The 17,182-nt window shown below is 65.2% G+C and carries 18 protein-coding genes; 7 read left to right on the top strand and 11 right to left on the bottom strand.

Going from position 1 to position 17,182, the window contains the following annotated elements; genetic code table 11:
- Nucleotide 1 precedes the first annotated feature (1 nt).
- The 4 genes from rnk to grpE form a co-directional block, all read right to left on the bottom strand.
- On the bottom strand, nt 2-409 hold the full coding sequence (gene rnk / locus NKG59_RS16615) for a nucleoside diphosphate kinase regulator (RefSeq protein WP_045202660.1): 408 nt from the start codon (nt 407-409) through the stop codon (nt 2-4).
- A 177-nt stretch (nt 410-586) separates the two neighbouring features.
- Nucleotides 587-727, bottom strand: a complete 141-nt coding sequence (locus NKG59_RS16620) for a hypothetical protein (RefSeq protein WP_253538879.1) — start codon at nt 725-727, stop codon at nt 587-589.
- 13 nt (nt 728-740) lie between these two features.
- Nucleotides 741-1,166, bottom strand: coding sequence for a thioredoxin family protein (locus NKG59_RS16625; RefSeq protein ID WP_253538882.1), 426 nt, complete (start codon nt 1,164-1,166; stop codon nt 741-743).
- Between the two features lie 11 nt (nt 1,167-1,177).
- On the bottom strand, nt 1,178-1,825 hold the full coding sequence (gene grpE / locus NKG59_RS16630; protein WP_420804034.1) for a nucleotide exchange factor GrpE: 648 nt from the start codon (nt 1,823-1,825) through the stop codon (nt 1,178-1,180).
- Nucleotides 1,826-2,087: 262 nt separating this feature from the next.
- Between grpE and NKG59_RS26475 the strand changes: the two genes are divergently transcribed.
- Complete coding sequence (locus NKG59_RS26475) at nt 2,088-2,282, top strand: hypothetical protein (protein WP_045202657.1); 195 nt, start codon at nt 2,088-2,090, stop codon at nt 2,280-2,282.
- Between the two features lie 21 nt (nt 2,283-2,303).
- Here the strand turns inward: NKG59_RS26475 and NKG59_RS16640 are convergent, their stop codons facing one another.
- Genes NKG59_RS16640 through hutU form a run of 6 tightly spaced genes read right to left on the bottom strand, consistent with a single transcriptional unit; the run spans nt 2,304 to nt 9,380 of the window.
- The gene (locus NKG59_RS16640) at nt 2,304-2,702 is read right to left on the bottom strand and encodes an RNA-binding S4 domain-containing protein (protein WP_024974832.1); all 399 of its coding nucleotides are present in this window, start codon (nt 2,700-2,702) and stop codon (nt 2,304-2,306) included.
- Nucleotides 2,699-3,814, bottom strand: a complete 1,116-nt coding sequence (hemH, locus tag NKG59_RS16645) for a ferrochelatase (RefSeq protein WP_253538890.1) — start codon at nt 3,812-3,814, stop codon at nt 2,699-2,701. Before hemH ends, NKG59_RS16640 begins: the two co-directional genes overlap by 4 nt.
- A gap of 56 nt (nt 3,815-3,870) precedes the next feature.
- Nucleotides 3,871-5,097, bottom strand: coding sequence for an imidazolonepropionase (gene hutI, locus NKG59_RS16650; RefSeq protein WP_420804035.1), 1,227 nt, complete (start codon nt 5,095-5,097; stop codon nt 3,871-3,873).
- A gap of 1 nt (nt 5,098) precedes the next feature.
- The gene (gene hutG, locus NKG59_RS16655) at nt 5,099-6,076 is read right to left on the bottom strand and encodes a formimidoylglutamase (protein ID WP_253538896.1); all 978 of its coding nucleotides are present in this window, start codon (nt 6,074-6,076) and stop codon (nt 5,099-5,101) included.
- Nucleotides 6,077-6,078: 2 nt separating this feature from the next.
- A complete protein-coding gene (gene hutH, locus NKG59_RS16660; protein ID WP_253538899.1) occupies nt 6,079-7,635 on the bottom strand; it encodes a histidine ammonia-lyase in 1,557 nt (518 codons plus the stop codon).
- Between the two features lie 26 nt (nt 7,636-7,661).
- Nucleotides 7,662-9,380: a urocanate hydratase gene (hutU, locus tag NKG59_RS16665; RefSeq protein WP_253538903.1), complete on the bottom strand. Its 1,719-nt coding sequence runs from the start codon at nt 9,378-9,380 to the stop codon at nt 7,662-7,664.
- Nucleotides 9,381-9,534: 154 nt separating this feature from the next.
- Here hutU and hutC point away from each other — a divergent pair, with 154 nt between their 5' ends.
- Nucleotides 9,535-10,248, top strand: a complete 714-nt coding sequence (hutC, locus tag NKG59_RS16670) for a histidine utilization repressor (RefSeq protein WP_253538906.1) — start codon at nt 9,535-9,537, stop codon at nt 10,246-10,248.
- 131 nt (nt 10,249-10,379) lie between these two features.
- Nucleotides 10,380-10,727, top strand: coding sequence for a carboxymuconolactone decarboxylase family protein (locus tag NKG59_RS16675; protein WP_024974825.1), 348 nt, complete (start codon nt 10,380-10,382; stop codon nt 10,725-10,727).
- Between the two features lie 41 nt (nt 10,728-10,768).
- Here NKG59_RS16675 and hrcA read toward each other — a convergent pair whose 3' ends face one another.
- Nucleotides 10,769-11,827 carry a heat-inducible transcriptional repressor HrcA gene (hrcA, locus tag NKG59_RS16680; protein ID WP_045202649.1) on the bottom strand — a complete coding sequence of 353 codons (1,059 nt, stop codon included), beginning with the start codon at nt 11,825-11,827 and terminating at the stop codon, nt 10,769-10,771.
- Nucleotides 11,828-11,938: 111 nt separating this feature from the next.
- Here hrcA and NKG59_RS16685 point away from each other — a divergent pair, with 111 nt between their 5' ends.
- The 4 genes from NKG59_RS16685 (at nt 11,939) to NKG59_RS16700 (ending at nt 17,062) form a co-directional block, all read left to right on the top strand.
- Nucleotides 11,939-12,883: an NAD kinase gene (locus tag NKG59_RS16685; RefSeq protein ID WP_045202648.1), complete on the top strand. Its 945-nt coding sequence runs from the start codon at nt 11,939-11,941 to the stop codon at nt 12,881-12,883.
- Between the two features lie 10 nt (nt 12,884-12,893).
- On the top strand, nt 12,894-14,600 hold the full coding sequence (recN, locus tag NKG59_RS16690; RefSeq protein ID WP_045202647.1) for a DNA repair protein RecN: 1,707 nt from the start codon (nt 12,894-12,896) through the stop codon (nt 14,598-14,600).
- A gap of 93 nt (nt 14,601-14,693) precedes the next feature.
- A complete protein-coding gene (locus NKG59_RS16695; protein WP_253538909.1) occupies nt 14,694-15,158 on the top strand; it encodes a hypothetical protein in 465 nt (154 codons plus the stop codon).
- A gap of 263 nt (nt 15,159-15,421) precedes the next feature.
- Entirely contained in the window at nt 15,422-17,062 is a 1,641-nt protein-coding gene (locus NKG59_RS16700; protein ID WP_253538913.1) for a S8 family peptidase, read from the top strand.
- Nucleotides 17,063-17,182 lie beyond the last annotated feature (120 nt).

Genomic DNA, 17,182 nt, shown 5'->3' on the forward strand with positions numbered 1-17,182 from the left:
CTTAGAGCGTGTGCTGGCCGCTGGACTCGGGCTGGAACGCGACGCGGTCGATGCGCAAGGAACGCTCGGCACCATTGGGCGCCGAGTATTTGACCGACTTGCCCGCACGCGCACCCAGCAGCGCAGCGCCCATCGGCGAGAGCACCGACAGCTTGGCCGACGTCACGTTGGCCTCTTCCGGGTAGACGAGCGTCCACTCTTGTTCTGCGCCGGCGTCGTCCACCACGCACACGACCGAATTCATGGTCACCACATCGGCGGGAATCTTGTTGCCGGGCACCACGTTGGCACGGGTAATCAGGTCGTCGACCAGATCGGCCAGCGGCGAGTTACTGCCAGCGCGGGTGGCGGCATTTTCCAGGCGGGTGAGGTCCAGTTCGGTCAGGTAGATGGTGGCTGCTTTGGACATGACGATCTCCTACAGGTCTATGTTCAACACTAGGCAAAGCCGCTGCCGATGGCCTTCCGGGCCAATGCAACGCAGCGGCAAGAAAACCAGCGGGCGCATAGGCCGGCCGGCGGTGATACGAAGCTGAAACTTCTGGGGGGAGTAGAGAGAGCCCGGCGGCAACGTGCCGCAAGGGCACTAGAACAACCGCCGGGCGGCGGCAATGGCCGCGTTCATCGCCTGGGCGGCGCGCGGCGAAGTGCGCGCCACGCGCTTGGGGCGCACAGCACTGAAAGACGAAGAGAGAAGAAAGGCCGCAGCCACCGGCATCGACGTCATGATGGTAGCCGCCTCAGACGAGAGGCTTGCCGGCCAACTTGTTGCGCGCATTGGCAACGGCAGCGGCAAACTGCGCGTGGCCATGCCAGCCGGTCGCCCGGCCGAGCTTCTTGCCACGATGGAAAAACATGAACACCGGAATACCGTGCAGGCCAAAGCGCTGGCCCAGCTGAGGGTGTGCATAGACGTTGGCGTGCAGCCAGTTCAGCCCAAGCTCACGCACGGCGGTCGGTTGCGCGAGCATGGCTTTCTTGGCCATTTCGCAGTTGAAGCAATCCACGCCCCAGAAGAATACGCACACGAGCGCATCGCCCGCCGCCGCAATGGCCGCGTCGAAGGTCTCGGTGCTCACTTCGCGCATGCCAAACGCCGCGAACGCGGTCTTGTCGACCGGTATCGCACCGTTGGCGTATTGCGAAGTGGTTGTGTTCTGGATCACGGGGCGTCGGCTTACTTGGGCGCCGCCACCGTCACGAGAGCCGGGCGCAGCACGCGGTCGGCCAGCGTGTAGCCGCGCTGTAGAACAGCGACCACGGTATTGGCTTCCTGATCGGCCGGCACCATCGAGATGGCTTGATGACGATGCGGATCAAACTTTTCGCCCACCGGGTTCAGTTCGGTCACACGTCCCTTCTCGAACGCGGCGTAGAGCTGCTTGAGCGTAAGCTCAACGCCCTCCCGCAGCTTGGTGGCATCGCCCGATGTGTCGGCCAAAGCGGCCTGAAGGCTGTCCATTACCGGCAGCAGGTATTCCGCAAAACCTTCGATGGCGAACTTGTGGGCCTTCGCCACGTCGTCCTGACCACGGCGGCGGATGTTCTCGCCTTCGGCCGTGGCGCGCGCCCAGTTTTCATAATTCTGGCGCGCCTTTTCTTCAGCGGCTTCCAGCTGACGGCGCAGTTCAGCGACGTCCATGTCGGCCACGGCTTCTGCCACGGCGGCTTCGTCACCGGCGACAGCCTGGGCGTCGGCGCTCGCGCGCTGAGCCTGGCTCGAATAAGCGTGGGCCGCCTGGCCCGTCGCCGACTGGTTTGGCTGGGTGCCTTGGGTGTCCGTTGGCATGTCCGAGTTCGAGGGGGTGTCCGGAGTGTGTTTCATAGCGCTGGATAAAGAGGATCGACGCACGGCATGTGCCGGAAGACGATCCGCTGGATTTTTACAAAAGATTTGTCCCCGTTATGGGGCATTTGGCGCGCTTTTCAAGGGCGCCGGATGCGCAGCAACTGTGCGCCGCGCATCACGAAATATGGGGTTACAACTTTCATCAGCCTGCAACGGCACGGCAATTGCGACGCCTTTATTGGCCGCCTATGATGCAAGAAAAAACTGGGGGGCGCGAGCTTCTTTGAGGGTTCGTACCATGCATAACAAGCTGCCCGTTCTGACCGTGCTCCTGCTGTTGACCCTGACCGCAGCCACAACGTTCATTTGCCTGTCTGGGGCCGTCACGCCGCGTTATACGGAGTACGGTAGCGGCAAGGCATTCTTCAAGCACTACATCATCAAGCCAGCGCAGATGCAGCAGATGCCGCGCGGCTTGAGCGTATTAAGTTAGCACACACTCGCTCGGTACACCTCACTCTCCGCCGAGTTTGTCGATTCGCCGCCGGTCTCGCTTGGTCGGTCGGCCAGCAATTTGTGTGGCGGGTTCCCGATACAGCCGGCGTTTGTCGGCGTTCTCTTCGCGTTTTAAGCGACTGGTGTCCGTCTCGGCGTAGAGCGTTTGTGCAACGGAAGCTGGGCCGCGTACTTCGGCCAGCGCCAGCACCTCTACTTCCCACTGTTGTTCATGCGCGTGCACTCGCACGCGGTCACCAATTTTGACATCCTTGGCGGGGCGAACCGGCTGATCGTTGATCTGCACGCGACCGCGCTCCACCGCATCCGTCGCCTGCGACCGTGTCTTAAAGAAGCGCGCCGCCCAGAGCCATTTGTCGATGCGCACGCGATCGGCCGCGTCGGTGCTCACCTTCATGCGGCGGCCCCCTTGCTCTGCGCACGTGTGCGGCTGGCTTCCAGCACATGCGGATGCGTGAGCGTGAGCGGCCAGCCCTGAAGATGCGCCAGCGCAATGTCGGCAATGCCGGCGATCCACGCTTCGCTGTCATTCAGGCACGGGATGTAATGGAATTCCTTGCCACCGGCGACACGGAAGGTGGACTGCCCTTCCATGGCGATCTCTTCCAGCGTCTCCAGGCAATCGGCTGGGAAGCCCGGGCAGAACACATCGACGCGGTTGGTGCCAACGCGGCCGAGCTCTTCCAGAGTGGGCGCGGCGTATGGCTGTAGCCATTCGGCGCGGCCAAAGCGTGACTGGAAGGTGACCAGGTACTGACCCGGCTGCAGGCCAAGCGCTTCGCCCAGCAAGCGGCCGGTCTTCAGGCATTCGCAGTGGTAAGGGTCACCCAACTCCAGCGTTCGTCGCGGCACGCCATGGAACGACAGCACCAGTTTGTCGCCATGCGCAAAGTCAGGCGCGCCATGCTGCGCCCAATACGCGCCCACCTGCTGGTGCAGCGCATGGATATAAGCGGGGTCATCGTGGAAATGCTTGACCAGTCGCAACTCGGGCTGATTGCGCATTTCACCCAGCACGCGGAAGACCTCGTCGAAGGCCGTCGCAGTGGTGGTGCCGGAATACTGCGGATACATCGGCAACACGAGGATGCGCTCGACACCCTGCTTGCGCAGCGCCTGCATGACCGACGGGATCGACGGATTGCCATAACGCATCGCGCAGGCGACCACCACATCGTGGCCCTGGGCGTTCAGCAACTGCTGCAGCGCATGCGCCTGGCGCTCGCTATAGACGAGTAGCGGCGAGCCCGTCTTGTTGGCCTCACGCAGCCAGATGCTCTCGTACTTGTGCGCCGACGCCCGCGAACGCAGCGGCACGATCAGCAAGTTGAGGATGAACCACCACGCGGCGCGCGGAATCTCCACCACGCGTGGGTCGGACAGGAACTGACGCAGGTAGCGGCCCACCTCGCGCGGCGACGTGCCGTCGGGCGTGCCGAGGTTGACGAGCAGGATCGCCGTGCGATCGGGCTGACCGTGCTGGAACAGGGGTTCGGGCAAGAAAGGCATGGGCGCGGGTTCGCGATAGACCGGCCGATTATACGAGCCGAGTCATCGGGTGTGCCTTACGCCGTTACCACGCCATCCTTGACCACACCGGTACACGGGTTGAGCCCCATCGCATAGGCCAGATCGGCAGGCCGGTCGATGCGCCAGAGCGCGAAATCTGCCGCGCAGCCCGGGGCAAGCACACCGCACGTGCCGGACAGACCCAGCGCTGCGGCGGCGTGACGCGTGGCGCCGGTCAGTGCTTCCAGAGGCGTCAGGCGGAACAGCGTGCATGCCATGTTCATCGCCAGCAGCAGGGACGACAGCGGCGACGTGCCTGGATTGCAGTCGGTCGACACGGCCATTGGCACACCAGCGGCACGCAACGCTGCCATCGGCGGCAGGCGCGTTTCGCGCAGGCAGTAGAACGCGCCGGGCAGCAGCACGGCCACCGTGCCGGCCCGTGCCATGGCTGCGATGCCGGCGTCGGTCAGACATTCGAGGTGATCCGCGGAAAGGCCGCCATAGCGTGCAACTAATGCCGCGCCTCCCTGATCGGAGAGCTGCTCGGCGTGCAGCTTGACCGGCAGACCCAGGCGCTGCGCGGCATCGAACATGCGCGCCGTTTGTGCAGGCGTGAAGCCAATGGTTTCGCAAAAGGCGTCGACGGCATCGACCAGACCTTCTGCTGCAAGCGCGGGCAGCACATCGGCGCAGAGGTGGTCGATGTAGTCATCCGCACGGCCAGCAAATTCGGGCGGCACCGCGTGCGCGCCGAGGAACGTCGTGCGCACGCGCACCGGCAACGACTGGCCGAAGCGGCGGGCAACACGCAGCATGCGACGCTCGGTGTCCAGGTCCAAGCCGTAGCCGGATTTGATTTCGACGGCGGTAACGCCTTCGGCGCGCAGTGCGTTCAGGCGCGGCAGGCTGACTGCGGCCAATGCGTCTTCGCTGGCCGCACGCGTGGCACGGACGGTGGACAGGATACCCCCGCCCGACCGCGCGATCTCTTCGTACGGAACGCCGTTCAGGCGCGCTTCGAATTCATTGCTGCGATTGCCGGCATAGACCAGATGCGTGTGGCAATCGATCAGGCCCGGGGTGAGCCACGCGCCGCCGCCATCGTGCTCGCGTGTCGCGCGGGCGTTGACGGGCAGATCGGCCCGGTAGCCAAGCCACGCAATGCGGCCATCCTTGACGGCGATGGCACCATCGCGGACCTCGCCGTAGCCGTCAGCATCGGCGGCGAGCGTGGCGAGGTGGACGTTGGTCCAGAGCGCATCCCAGTGCGGGTTGGCCAGATCAGCCATGAGCGGTTCCTTGCAGGCCAATGCCGTCCGCTACCCGCGCAACCAGGCGGGCAGCGACACGTGCCGTGTGATTGTCAATGTCGAGCGACGGGTTCAGCTCCGCCACATCCGCCAGCCGTAGCTTGCCGGAGCTGACCACACGATCGACGATGGGCTCGATCACATCCATCGCCACGCCGCGCGCGGATGGTGCGCTCACGCCGGGGGCGACAGCGGCCGGCAGCACGTCCAGGCACATCGTCAAATAGACGTGATCGACCTGGCTCAAGAACACCTCGACCACCTTCAGCACGTGGGCGAGTTGCATGACGTCCATCTCGTCGTCGTGCATCCAGCGCACGCCAAGCTGGCGTGCACGCGCGAACAGCGCTTCGGTGTTGGCGTAGGTGCTCACGCCCAGGCAGGCGTAGTGGAACGGCCAGCCGCGCCGCGCGCAGTCTTCGGCGATCTGGCGAAAGGGCGTGCCCGAGCTGCCGCGCTCACCCGCACGCAGATCGAAATGCGCATCGAGGTTGAGAATGCCGATACGCGGAGGCTGGTCGGATTTCGCCGCCAGATGCCGCGCCAAGCCGTCAAACGATGCCCATGCAATCTCATGCCCGCCGCCGAGCGCGATCGGAAACGCGCCGCGGTCGAGCAGATCGTGGAGCACACCGGACAACTCGCTCTGCGCCTCTTCCAGCGCGTCGCCCTGGCAGGTCACATCGCCCGCATCGACGACCACACGGCCGGCACGCGCGGGCAAGTTCGCGAGCATCTTGCGGATGGCAGCCGGGCCGGCTTGTGCACCGATCCGCCCGTGGTTGCGCGCGACACCCGCGTCGCAAGCGAACCCCGCCAGAGCGACGGAGTTGGCCAGCGGCGTCGATGCATCGATGCGGCGCACGGTCTGGTGCCAACGCAAACCCAGCGGGCCCTCCTCCGCGTCGACGCGGCCTTGCCAGACGTTCGATTCAGCTTGGGCAAGCATGGTCAACGGAGAGAAAGTTCGCTGATATGGGTGCGGCACGAGTCGCCCAGATCGCCGTCGAGCACGAGGCGGCGAGCGCCCTCGATGTCGGGCGCGAACAGGCGATCTTCACCGTAGTACGCCACGCACGCGCGGATGCAGCCATGCGCTTTCTGCAGCGTATCGGACGTCGCCAGCGGCTTGTGGAAGTCGATGCCCTGCGCTGCCGCCAGCGCTTCGATGCCGACGATGGTGGCCGTGTTCTCTGCCATGTCCTGCAGACGGCGGCCGGCGAAGGTGGCCATGCTGACGTGGTCTTCCTGGTTGGCGGAGGTCGGCAGGCTGTCGACGCTGGCCGGGTGGGCGAACGTCTTGTTCTCCGATGCCAGCGCGGCCGCAGTGACGTGCGCGATCATGAAGCCCGAGTTCAGACCCGGCTGCTCGACCAGGAACGGCGGCAGGCCCGACAGCGTGGAGTCGATCAGCAACGCGATGCGGCGCTCGGATAGCGCACCGATCTCGGCAATTGCCAGCGCGAGCATGTCGGCGGCAAACGCCACCGGCTCGGCGTGGAAATTGCCACCCGAAATCACTTCACCGGCGTCGGCGTAAACCAGCGGGTTGTCAGTCACCGCGTTGGCTTCGGTGAGCAGCGTGGCACCAGCCTGACGAATCAGGTCAAAACACGCGCCCATGACTTGCGGCTGGCAGCGCAGGCTGTACGGATCTTGCACGCGCTTATCGCCCACGAGGTGCGACTGGCGGATGGCACTGCCGGCCAGCAGGTTGCGATACACCGCGGCGGTCGCAATCTGCCCAGGCTGACCGCGCACGGCGTGCACGCGCGGGTCGAACGGCGCATCGCTGCCCTTGGCGGCATCCACCGACAACGCACCCGACACGGTGGCGGCTTGCAGCAGACGCTCAGCCAGGAACAGGCCGTTGAGTGCCAGCGCGGTCGACACTTGCGTGCCGTTGATGAGCGCCAAGCCTTCCTTTGCGGCCAGCGCAATCGGCTCGATGCCGGCGGCGGCCAATGCGGCACGCGCGGGAGTGCGCACGCCGTTCACACGCACGTCGCCCTCGCCCAGCAGGGCCAGCGTCATGTGCGCGAGTGGCGCCAGATCGCCCGACGCGCCCACCGAACCCTTGGACGGAATGCACGGCACGATGCCTGCGTTCAGCAGCGCCAGCAGCGTGTCGATCACGACCCGGCGCACGCCCGAATAGCCACGTGCGAGGCTGGCCGCCTTCATCAGCAGCACGAGGCGCGCCACGTTATCGCTCAGGTCTTGACCCGTGCCCACGGCGTGCGACAGGATCAGATTGCGTTGCAGGCGCTCCAGTTCGTGCGTAGCGATCTGCGTTTTGGCCAGCAGGCCGAATCCGGTGTTGATGCCATAGGCAGGCGCGCCCTTGGCGACGATGGCCTGCACGGTGGCGGCCGACGCCTCGATCGCGGCCGCGCAGTCGCCGGACAGGGCGACAGGCGTGGGGGCGAGCCATACGCGACGCAGATCTGCAAAGGACATTTCGCCCGGTTGCAGTGTGAGGATGGGGGGCGTGGTCATGGTGTTCATAGCAATACGAGCGGGATGTCTTTAACTTAGCCGATCATCGGCAGATTCAAACCGTTGCGCTTGGCGCAGGCAATGGCGGTTTCGTAGCCGGCATCGGCATGGCGCATGACGCCGGAGCCCGAATCGTTGACGAGCACACGGCCCAGACGCTTTGCCGCAGCGTCCGTCCCGTCGGCGACGATCACCACGCCCGAATGCTGCGAATAGCCCATGCCGACACCGCCGCCGTGGTGCAGCGACACCCACGTCGCACCGCCGGCTGTGTTCAGCAGCGCGTTGAGCAGCGGCCAGTCCGACACGGCGTCGGTGCCGTCGCGCATGGCTTCGGTTTCGCGGTTGGGGCTCGCCACGGAGCCGGTGTCGAGGTGATCGCGGCCGATCACGACGGGCGCCTTCAGTTCGCCGTTCTTGACCATCTCATTGAAGGCCAGGCCAGCCAGGTGACGCTCACCCAGGCCGAGCCAGCAGATGCGGGCGGGCAGGCCCTGGAAGGCGATGCGGTCACGCGCCATGTCGAGCCAGCGGTGCACGTGCGTGTTGTGCGGGAAGAGTTCCTTGATCTTCGCGTCGGTCTTGTAGATGTCTTCCGGGTCGCCGGACAGCGCCACCCAGCGGAACGGTCCCTTGCCCTCGCAGAACAGCGGACGAATGTAGGCCGGCACGAAGCCCGGGAAGTCGAAGGCTTTCTTCACGCCCTGGTCGAACGCGACCTGGCGGATGTTGTTGCCGTAGTCGACGGTCGGGATGCCCATGGCCTGGAAGTCGAGCATGGCCTGCACGTGCACGGCGCACGACTTCGCGGCCTCATCGGTCAGGCGGGCGTGCTGCGACGGATCGCGTTGCGCAGCACGCCATTGCTCGACCGTCCAGCCGACCGGCAGGTAGCCGTTGACCAGATCATGCGCCGAGGTCTGGTCAGTCACCAGATCCGGCTTCAAGCCGCCAGCGCGGGCACGCTTGACCAGCTCCGGCAGGATTTCCGCCGCATTGCCGAGCAGGCCGATGGACACGGCCTCGCCGCGCTCGCAATGGTGGCGAATCAGATTGAATGCGTCGTCGATGTCCTTGGCTTGTTTGTCCAGGTAGCGCGTACGCAGGCGGAAATCGATGCTCGATTGCTGGCATTCGATGTTCAACGACACGGCACCGGCCAGCGTGGCGGCCAGCGGCTGTGCGCCGCCCATGCCGCCCAGGCCGGCGGTCAGGATCCACTTGCCAGCCAGCTTGCCGTCGTAATGTTGACGACCGGCCTCGGCAAACGTCTCGTACGTGCCTTGCACGATGCCTTGGCTGCCGATGTAGATCCAGCTACCAGCGGTCATCTGGCCGTACATGAACAGGCCCTTGCGATCCAGCTCGTTGAAGTGTTCCCAGTTCGCCCACTTGGGCACGAGATTGGAGTTGGCGATCAAGACGCGCGGTGCATCCGGGTGGGTCTTGAAAACGCCCACCGGCTTGCCCGATTGCACGAGCAGCGATTCGTCATCGTTCAGCTCGCGCAGCGTTTCCAGGATCTTGTCGAAGCAGGCCCAGTCACGTGCGGCACGGCCAATCCCGCCATAGACGACGAGGTGCTTGGGGTTTTCGGCCACGTCGGGGTCGAGGTTGTTCTGGAGCATGCGGTAAGCCGCTTCGGTCAGCCAGCTCTTGCAATGCAGCTCAGTGCCGCGGGGGGCGCGGATTTCACGCGAGGCGTCGTAGCGCGGATCGTTGGTCAGGTGGGCAGCGTTGGTCGGGGCATTCATGTGAGGTCTCCTGCGAACTCCTTTGTCATGGAGCGCATCTTATGTTGTATATACAACTTAGGCAAGAAAACTTTACAAGCTAAGAGCAAACCCTGATGATGACCGCCATCCGCCCATCACATCGGCCGCCCAAACCGCGCCGCAAGCCACGTCCATGTCACACGACCCGTCCGCCAGCACGCCCGCCTTCCAGCGCATCAAGGAAGACATCCTCATGCGCATCCGCAGCGGCGAGTGGCAAGAAGGCGAAATGATCCCGGGGGAGACCACGCTCGCGCAGACGTTTGGCGTGTCACGCATGACGGTCAATCGCGCCCTGCGCGAGTTGACCGCCGAGCAGATCCTCACGCGTGTGCAGGGCCTGGGAACGTTCGTCGCGCAGCAGAAGTTCCAGGCAACGCTGGTGGCCATCCGCAACATCGCCGAGGAAATCGCAACGCGCGGCCACAGGCACCGCGCCGAACTGCACAAGTTGGAGCGTGCCCGTGCCAACGAAGCGATGGCGGCTTCGTTTGGCGTGCCGACGGGCCGCGTGCTCTTCCATTCACTGATCGTGCATTTCGAAAATGACCTGCCGATCCAGGTGGAAGACCGTTGGGTGAACGCCGCGTTGGCGCCTGAATACATGGAGCAGGACTTCACACAGACCACGCCAAACGCCTACCTGATGCGTGCCGCCCCATTGCAGGGTGTGGATTACGGCATCGAGGCCCGCCTGCCTCCGCGCGAGATCGCCGAAATGCTGCACATGGATGTGCGCGAGCCCTGCCTGATGCTGCGGCGGAAGACGCTGTCGCAGGGCCAGGTCGCCTCGGTGGCAACCATGTGGCACCCGGGCGGGCGGTATCAATTCACAGGGAGCTTCTGAGCGCCTCGTTGCGCTACATCATGACCTCGCTCCGGGGCGCGGACGAGAATGCTCGAAAAGGATGCGCGGCGGCTTATGCGATATGCCCAGCCCGCTACCTCACTCCACACCCGTCCCAGGAGAGCACTGTCATGAGCGGCATGCCCGAATTCAAAAGCGTGGTCAAAGATGTGTCTGCGCACATGCGCAGCTTGCGCGAATCGCAGCCGGAGTTGATGACGGCATTCAGCCAACTGGCGGCAGCCGGCACAAAAGATGGCGCACTGAGCAAAAAGACCCGAGAGCTGGTGGCGCTAGGAATCGCCATCGCCAGCCGCTGCGACGACTGCATCGGCTTCCATGTCCAAGCGTTGGTCAAACTTGGCACAACCCGCGCCGAACTCGAAGAGGTGTTGGGAACAGCCGTCTATATGGGAGGCGGCCCTTCGATGATGTACGCCACGCATGCGCTGGCGGCGTTCGAGCAGTTTTCAGCCTGAGACATTGGCGGGCAACTCCGCCCGCCACTGGCGGCGTTGTTTCAGTACTGGCTGAGTGTGCTGGATAGCAGCTTGGCTGTGATATCCACGATCGGGATCACGCGCTCATACGCCATGCGCATCGGCCCGATCACGCCCAGCGTGCCAACGATCTTGCCGTCCACCTCGTACGGCGCGGTGATGACGGCCATGTCTTCGTGCGGCACAAGGCTGCTTTCGCCGCCGATGAAGATCTGCACGCCCTCGGCACGGCTCGATACGTCCAGCAGTTGCAGCAGGCCAGTCTTCTGCTCAAACACCGCAAAGAGCCGGCGCAGCTTGTCCATGGACGAAGACAGGTCTTCCACCTCCAGCAGCTTGCGCTCGCCCGAGATGACGACCGGCTCTTCCTCCGACGCCGCGCTGCTGCCCGCCTCCACGGCCGCCTGCATCAGCGCGGTCATGTCGGCCTGCAGCGCAGACAACTCGCCGCGCAGGCTTTCGCGCACCGCGTCGAACGTCTGGCCGCCGTAATGCGCGTTGATGTAATTGGCCGCTTCCACCAGCTGTGACGGGGTGTAGGGCGTATCGGTATGGATGATGCGGTTCTGCACGTCGCCTTCGGGCGTGACGACGATCAGCAGGATGCGGGACTCTGACAGCCTCAGAAATTCGATCTGACGGAACGCATGCGTGCGTCGCGGCGTCATCACGATGCCGGCAAACTGCGAGAGGTTGGACAAGGTTTGCGCCGCCGCCGCAATCACCCGCTGCGACGATTCCGAGCCATGCGACGCCAGTTGCGTGCGCACCTGCTCTGCAATCGCGCCGACCATCTGCTGCGCCATGCGGTCGTGCGTGCTCAGCACATCCAGCGGGCTGGCCGTCAGCATCGTATCGACAAAGAGGCGGTAGCCACGCGGCGTCGGCACGCGCCCGGCCGAGGTGTGCGGACTGGCGATGAAGCCCATCTCCTCCAGGTCGGACATCACATTGCGGATGGTGGCCGGCGACAGGTCGAGCCCAGAATACTTCGACAAGGTGCGCGAGCCCACAGGCTGGCCCTCGGCGATATACCGTTCGATCAGGGTCTTGAGGAGGATGGTGGCGCGCTTGTCCATGATTTTTCAATTTTACGCAAAATCGGCGCCCGTCTACGGGTGATGTCGGCGTTTCTCCACTAAACACGCGCTGACGTGGCGACGGTCATATCGATATGGTGTAATGCGCGCATGTCGATTCCCCCGTCCGCCGTGGCCCCGCAAGCTCCCGCCGCCTCGTCTTCGCCTGTTTCGCCTTTCAAGACCGTTGCGCTGGTCGGCCGGTATTCGGCCGCCAACATTGCCGGCCCGCTCATGGAACTGGCGTCGTGCATTGCCGCGCGCGGGCATGACATTGTGTTCGAGCGAGACACGGCGCTCAACATCGGCGTCCAGGATTACCCTGCCCTGCCGCCCGAAGAGATGGCGCGCCACGCCGACGTGGCCGTCGTGCTCGGCGGCGACGGCACGCTGCTCGGCATCGGGCGCCACCTGGCCGGTGCCAGCGTCCCCGTGATCGGCGTCAACCACGGGCGGCTCGGCTTCATGACCGACATCCCGTTCGACGACGTGCACACCGTGCTGCCCGACATGTTGTCGGGCCGCTACGAGGCCGAAACCCGCACGCTGCTGCAGGCCCAGGTCGTGCGCGACGACGAGGTCATCTTCTCCGCCCTCGCCTTCAACGACGTGGTGGTCAACCGCTCGGGCACCTCGGGCATGGTGGAACTGGCCGTGTCCGTCGACGGCTTCTTCATGTACAACCAGCGTTCGGACGGCTTGATCGTTTCCACGCCCACGGGCTCGACGGCGTATGCACTGTCCGCGGGCGGGCCGATCCTGCATCCGGCGCTCTCGGGTCTGGTTCTGGTGCCTATCGCACCGCACTCGCTGTCGAACCGGCCGATCGTCATTCCGCAAGACGCGGAGGTGGTCATTCAGGTCACCAGCGGGCGCGATGCCAGCGTCAACTTCGACATGCAGTCGCTCACGTCCTTGCTACCCGGTGACCGCATCGTGGTGCGCCGCTCGGAACGCACGGTGCGGCTGCTGCACCCGATCGGGTACAACTACTACGCCACGCTGCGTAAGAAGTTGCACTGGCACGAGTACCCGACCGAAGACAACCGGCTCTAACACCTCTTACATGCTGCGCAGCCTCACCATCCGCGATTTCGTCATCGTTCACGCGCTGGATCTCGATCTGGCCGACGGTTTTACCGTGTTTACGGGCGAGACCGGCGCGGGCAAATCCATCCTGATCGATGCGCTTGCACTCACGTTGGGCGAGCGCGCCGATGCCGCCGTCGTGCGCGAAGGCGCGCCACGTGCCGACATCACCGCCGAGTTCGACGTGCATCCGCATGTGGCCGCATGGCTCGAGGCGCATGAACTGCACGACGACGAAGGCGTGATTCTGCTGCGCCGCACGGTCGATGCCGCAGGTCGCAGCAAAGCCTTCATCAACGGCGCGGCCGTCACGCTGGCGCAGCTGCGCGAAGTGGGTGAGCAACTGGTCGACATCCACGGCCAGCACGCGCATCAACTGCTGCTCAAGGCGGATGCGCAGCGCAGCCTGCTCGACGCCCACGCGGGCCTTGAAGGTGCCGTGCGCGTGGTCGGCGAACGCTACCGGGAATGGCACGCCGTGGTGCGCGCGCGCGAAGCCGCCGAGCAGCAGTCGCGCGAAGTCCAGCTCGAACGCGAGCGCATTGAATGGCAGGTCAACGAATTGCAGAAGCTTGGCCCCCAGCCGGGTGAGTGGGAAGACGTGCAGGCCGAGCACCACCGCCTGTCGCACGCCGCCAGCCTGATCGAAGGCACGCGCGCGGCGCTGGATGGTTTGTCCGAATCGGAAGGCGCGGTGCTTACGCAGCTGGGCGCGACGCTCCATACGCTGCGTGAACTGGCCGAGATCGACCCCGCGCTGGCTGATGTGCTGGCCGCGCTGGAACCGGCCGAGGTGCAGATCCAGGAAGCCGTGCACACGCTTGCCCGCTATGCCGATCGCGCGGAGCTGGACCCGGACCGACTGGCCGAAGTCGACGCGCGCATGCAAGCGCTGCACACCATGGCGCGCAAATACCGCGTCGCCCCCGAAACGCTGCCCGCTGAACTGGCTGAACGGCAGGCGCAACTCGCCGCGCTGCAAGCTGCATCCGATCTTGATGCGCTGCAGGCCCAGGAAGCGCAAACCCACGCCGCGTATATGACGGTCGCGCAATCGCTGTCGCGCGACCGCGCCAAGGCCGCGCGCGAGCTGGCCGACGCGGTGACCGGCGCCATGCAAGGCCTCTCGATGGCCGGCGGGCGCTTCGACATCGCGCTGCACGCGCTGGAACACGGCGGCGCTGCGGGGCTGGAGCAAGTCGAATTCCTCGTCGCCGGGCATGCGGGCGTTTCGCCGCGGCCTTTGGCGAAAGTCGCCTCGGGTGGCGAGCTGGCGCGGATCAGCCTGGCCATCTCGGTGATTGCCAGCGAGGCCAGCCCGACGCCCACGCTCATCTTCGACGAAGTGGATTCCGGCATTGGCGGTGCGGTTGCGGAAGTCGTGGGCCGGCGCCTGCGCGAACTGGGCATACGCCGCCAAGTGCTGTGCGTCACTCACCTGCCGCAAGTGGCCGCGCTCGCCAATCACCACATTCAGGTCGCCAAGCAGACGGTGGCCGGCAGCACGCGGTCCGACCTCGTGGTGCTGGACGCCACGGCCCGCGTGGACGAGATCGCCCGCATGCTGGGTGGCGCGTCGCTCACTGACACCACGCGGCGCCACGCAGACGAGATGCTCGCCGCGGGCCGTGCGCAATCGGCACCGGAATCCGCAGCGCGGAAATCCCGCCGCGCGGCACAGTGATCGCCTATACCGGAACCATTGCTGCCAGGGTTGGCACGAAGGTTCCGGCTGCACACGCGACAAACATCCTCTACCGAATCCAAGGAGAACTTCATGGCCCGCATGGCCCGCACGATCCAACCGGCTGCCCGCCCTCGATCCCTGCTGTCGTCCGCCAAGCCTGCGCTGGCGATAGCGCTCGGCCTGTGCCTGCTGACCGCGTGCAAGTCCGTTCCGGCCATTGACCCAGGAAAACCGCCTGCCATGGACCCGACCTCGGCCAACACCCAGCCTCCAGCTTCCGTGTCGGCTGCACACAATCTGGGCGACGTCATCATTGGCCTAAGCACGCCGACCACGTCGTCCTCCACCGTGCAAGGCGTGCTGGATGCTGCCGGTGCACGCGCAACGCCGCGCCTGGCCTTTGCGGTGGTACGTCCGATGTCGGGCGGGTTCTGGGTGGTGCGCGCTAGCTCGGGCGATGCATCGGCCACGCTGGATGGCGCAGTGACGGCGTTGCGCGGCACGCCCGGCATCGCCTCGGCCGACCCGGATCGCATCATGAAAATCCAACGCTGAACCACCGCGACACCGCTCCACACTGTGAAAGATCGGGCGCCGCGTGGCGTCCGGTTTCCTGCTCCACGTTCCGTCGCCAGGCCCGCATTCTGCTTCAGCAGCAACTCACAACCGGCCTTTTTCCCCTCGCAAACGTGATCGGCCATCGCCGCCACACCAAGCGGACAAGTCGCGTGCTACCTTTGGTTTTGTGTAACGGTATGTCAACGATCACATCCTGACGACGTTTCTCATTACAACGAGACCCCACGGAGCACCCGCTGATGACCCCCTCCCTCTTCCGGTTGAAGTCTTGGCTCCGCGCGGGCGCCGGCCTTGCCTGTCTTGCCTGGGTGATGGGCAGCCAGGTCGCTACAGCTGCCGCGCCGCCGCCGCAATACACCGGTGACCTGATCATCAAATGGCGCGACGACACGAGCGGCACGCGCAAGACGCTCTCCGCCAGCGAGGCGAACAACCGGTTGCTGTCGGTAGCGCAAGCGGCGGGCAGCACGCTGCAGGTCAAGCGCACGCTGGGCACCAACGCGCAGCTCATGCGCACAGGGCTGACCGATGCCGCCAGCATCCAGGCCACCGTCAACAAGATCGCGCAGGATGCCCGCGTGGCCTATGTGGTGCCTGATCGCATCCTGCGGCCTAACACCATTCCGAACGATCCGCTGTTCGCCACGCAGAACAACCTGGCCGCGCCGGCGCTCGTGCCCGGCGGTATTAACGCGGCTGCGGCGTGGAGCATCACGCAGGGCTCAACGGGCATCGTGGTGGCAGTGGTCGATACCGGCTATACCGATCATCCCGACCTGTCAGCCAAGATCCTGCCGGGCTACAACTTCATTTCGGACCCGGCGCGCGCCGGTAACACCTTCGGGCGCGGCACGGACGCGCATGACCTAGGCGATGGCGTAACGAGCACGGATGTCGCAAACATTTCGGGCTGCACCAGCAGCGATATCGCCAATAGCAGCTGGCACGGCACTGAGGTCAGCAGCGTGCTCGCCGCCCAGACAAACAACACCGTCGATATCGCAGGGGTCGGCTGGAACACGCCGATCGTGCCGGTACGCGTGTCGGGCAAATGCGGCGCGCTGCTGTCCGACACGGTAGACGGCATGTTGTGGGCGGGCGGCATCAACGTATCTGGCGTGCCGACCAACGCCAACCCGGCACGGGTGGTGAACGTGAGCCTGGGCAGCACCACGCAGTGCTCTGCGGCAGAACAGGACGCGGTGAATCAGTTGGCCGCACGCGGCGCCATCGTGGTGGCGGCCGCCGGCAATGAAGCCGCGCAGACCGTTGATGCACCGGCCAATTGCGCTGGCGCCATCGCCGTCACCGCGCACGTCGACAGCGGCGAGAACGCCAGCTACGCAAACGTGGGGCCGCAGGTGGCGTTGTCCGCGCCAGGGGGGGGCTGCGGCAACTCGAAGGTCGTGACGAGTACGACTCCGGCGACTTGTGCGGAGCCCGTGTCCGTTATCCAGGCCGACTCCAACGATGGTGCACAGACTGTCGGCAACCCCACGGTCAAATCGGTGGCGGGTACGAGCTTTTCGACACCTGAAACAGCCGCCACCATCGCGCTCATGCTGAGCGTGCAGCCACAGTTGTCGAATGCGCAAGTATTGGCTGGCCTGAAGCAGACCGCGCGGCCGCACCCGAGCGGCACGTTCTGCGCTGTGAACACCGGCATCTGCGGCGCTGGCCTGCTGGATACCGCCGGTGCCGTCAGTTATGCCCAGAACACAGCCCCTGCAGGCGCGGGCAGTGGCACGGGGTCGGGCGGATCGACCGGGGGTACGAGCGGCGGTGGTGGCGGAGGCGGCGGGGCCATCCCGCTGGTCGGCGCAGCGCTGCTGTTGGCGGCTGGCATCGCTGGCGGTCGCCGTCGCCTGAAGGCGCATTAAGCGTACGCACCTCCCAAAAGGCGCCTCCGCTTTTCGCGTGCAACGCTGCGCGGTACACGCCTCCTGGCTGGTTATGCCAACTGACGTACCGCACGTGTGATTTCAGCCAGATATAAAAAT

Origin of the sequence: Ralstonia chuxiongensis, assembly GCF_024158925.1 — a bacterium.
GTDB lineage: Bacteria > Pseudomonadota > Gammaproteobacteria > Burkholderiales > Burkholderiaceae > Ralstonia > Ralstonia chuxiongensis.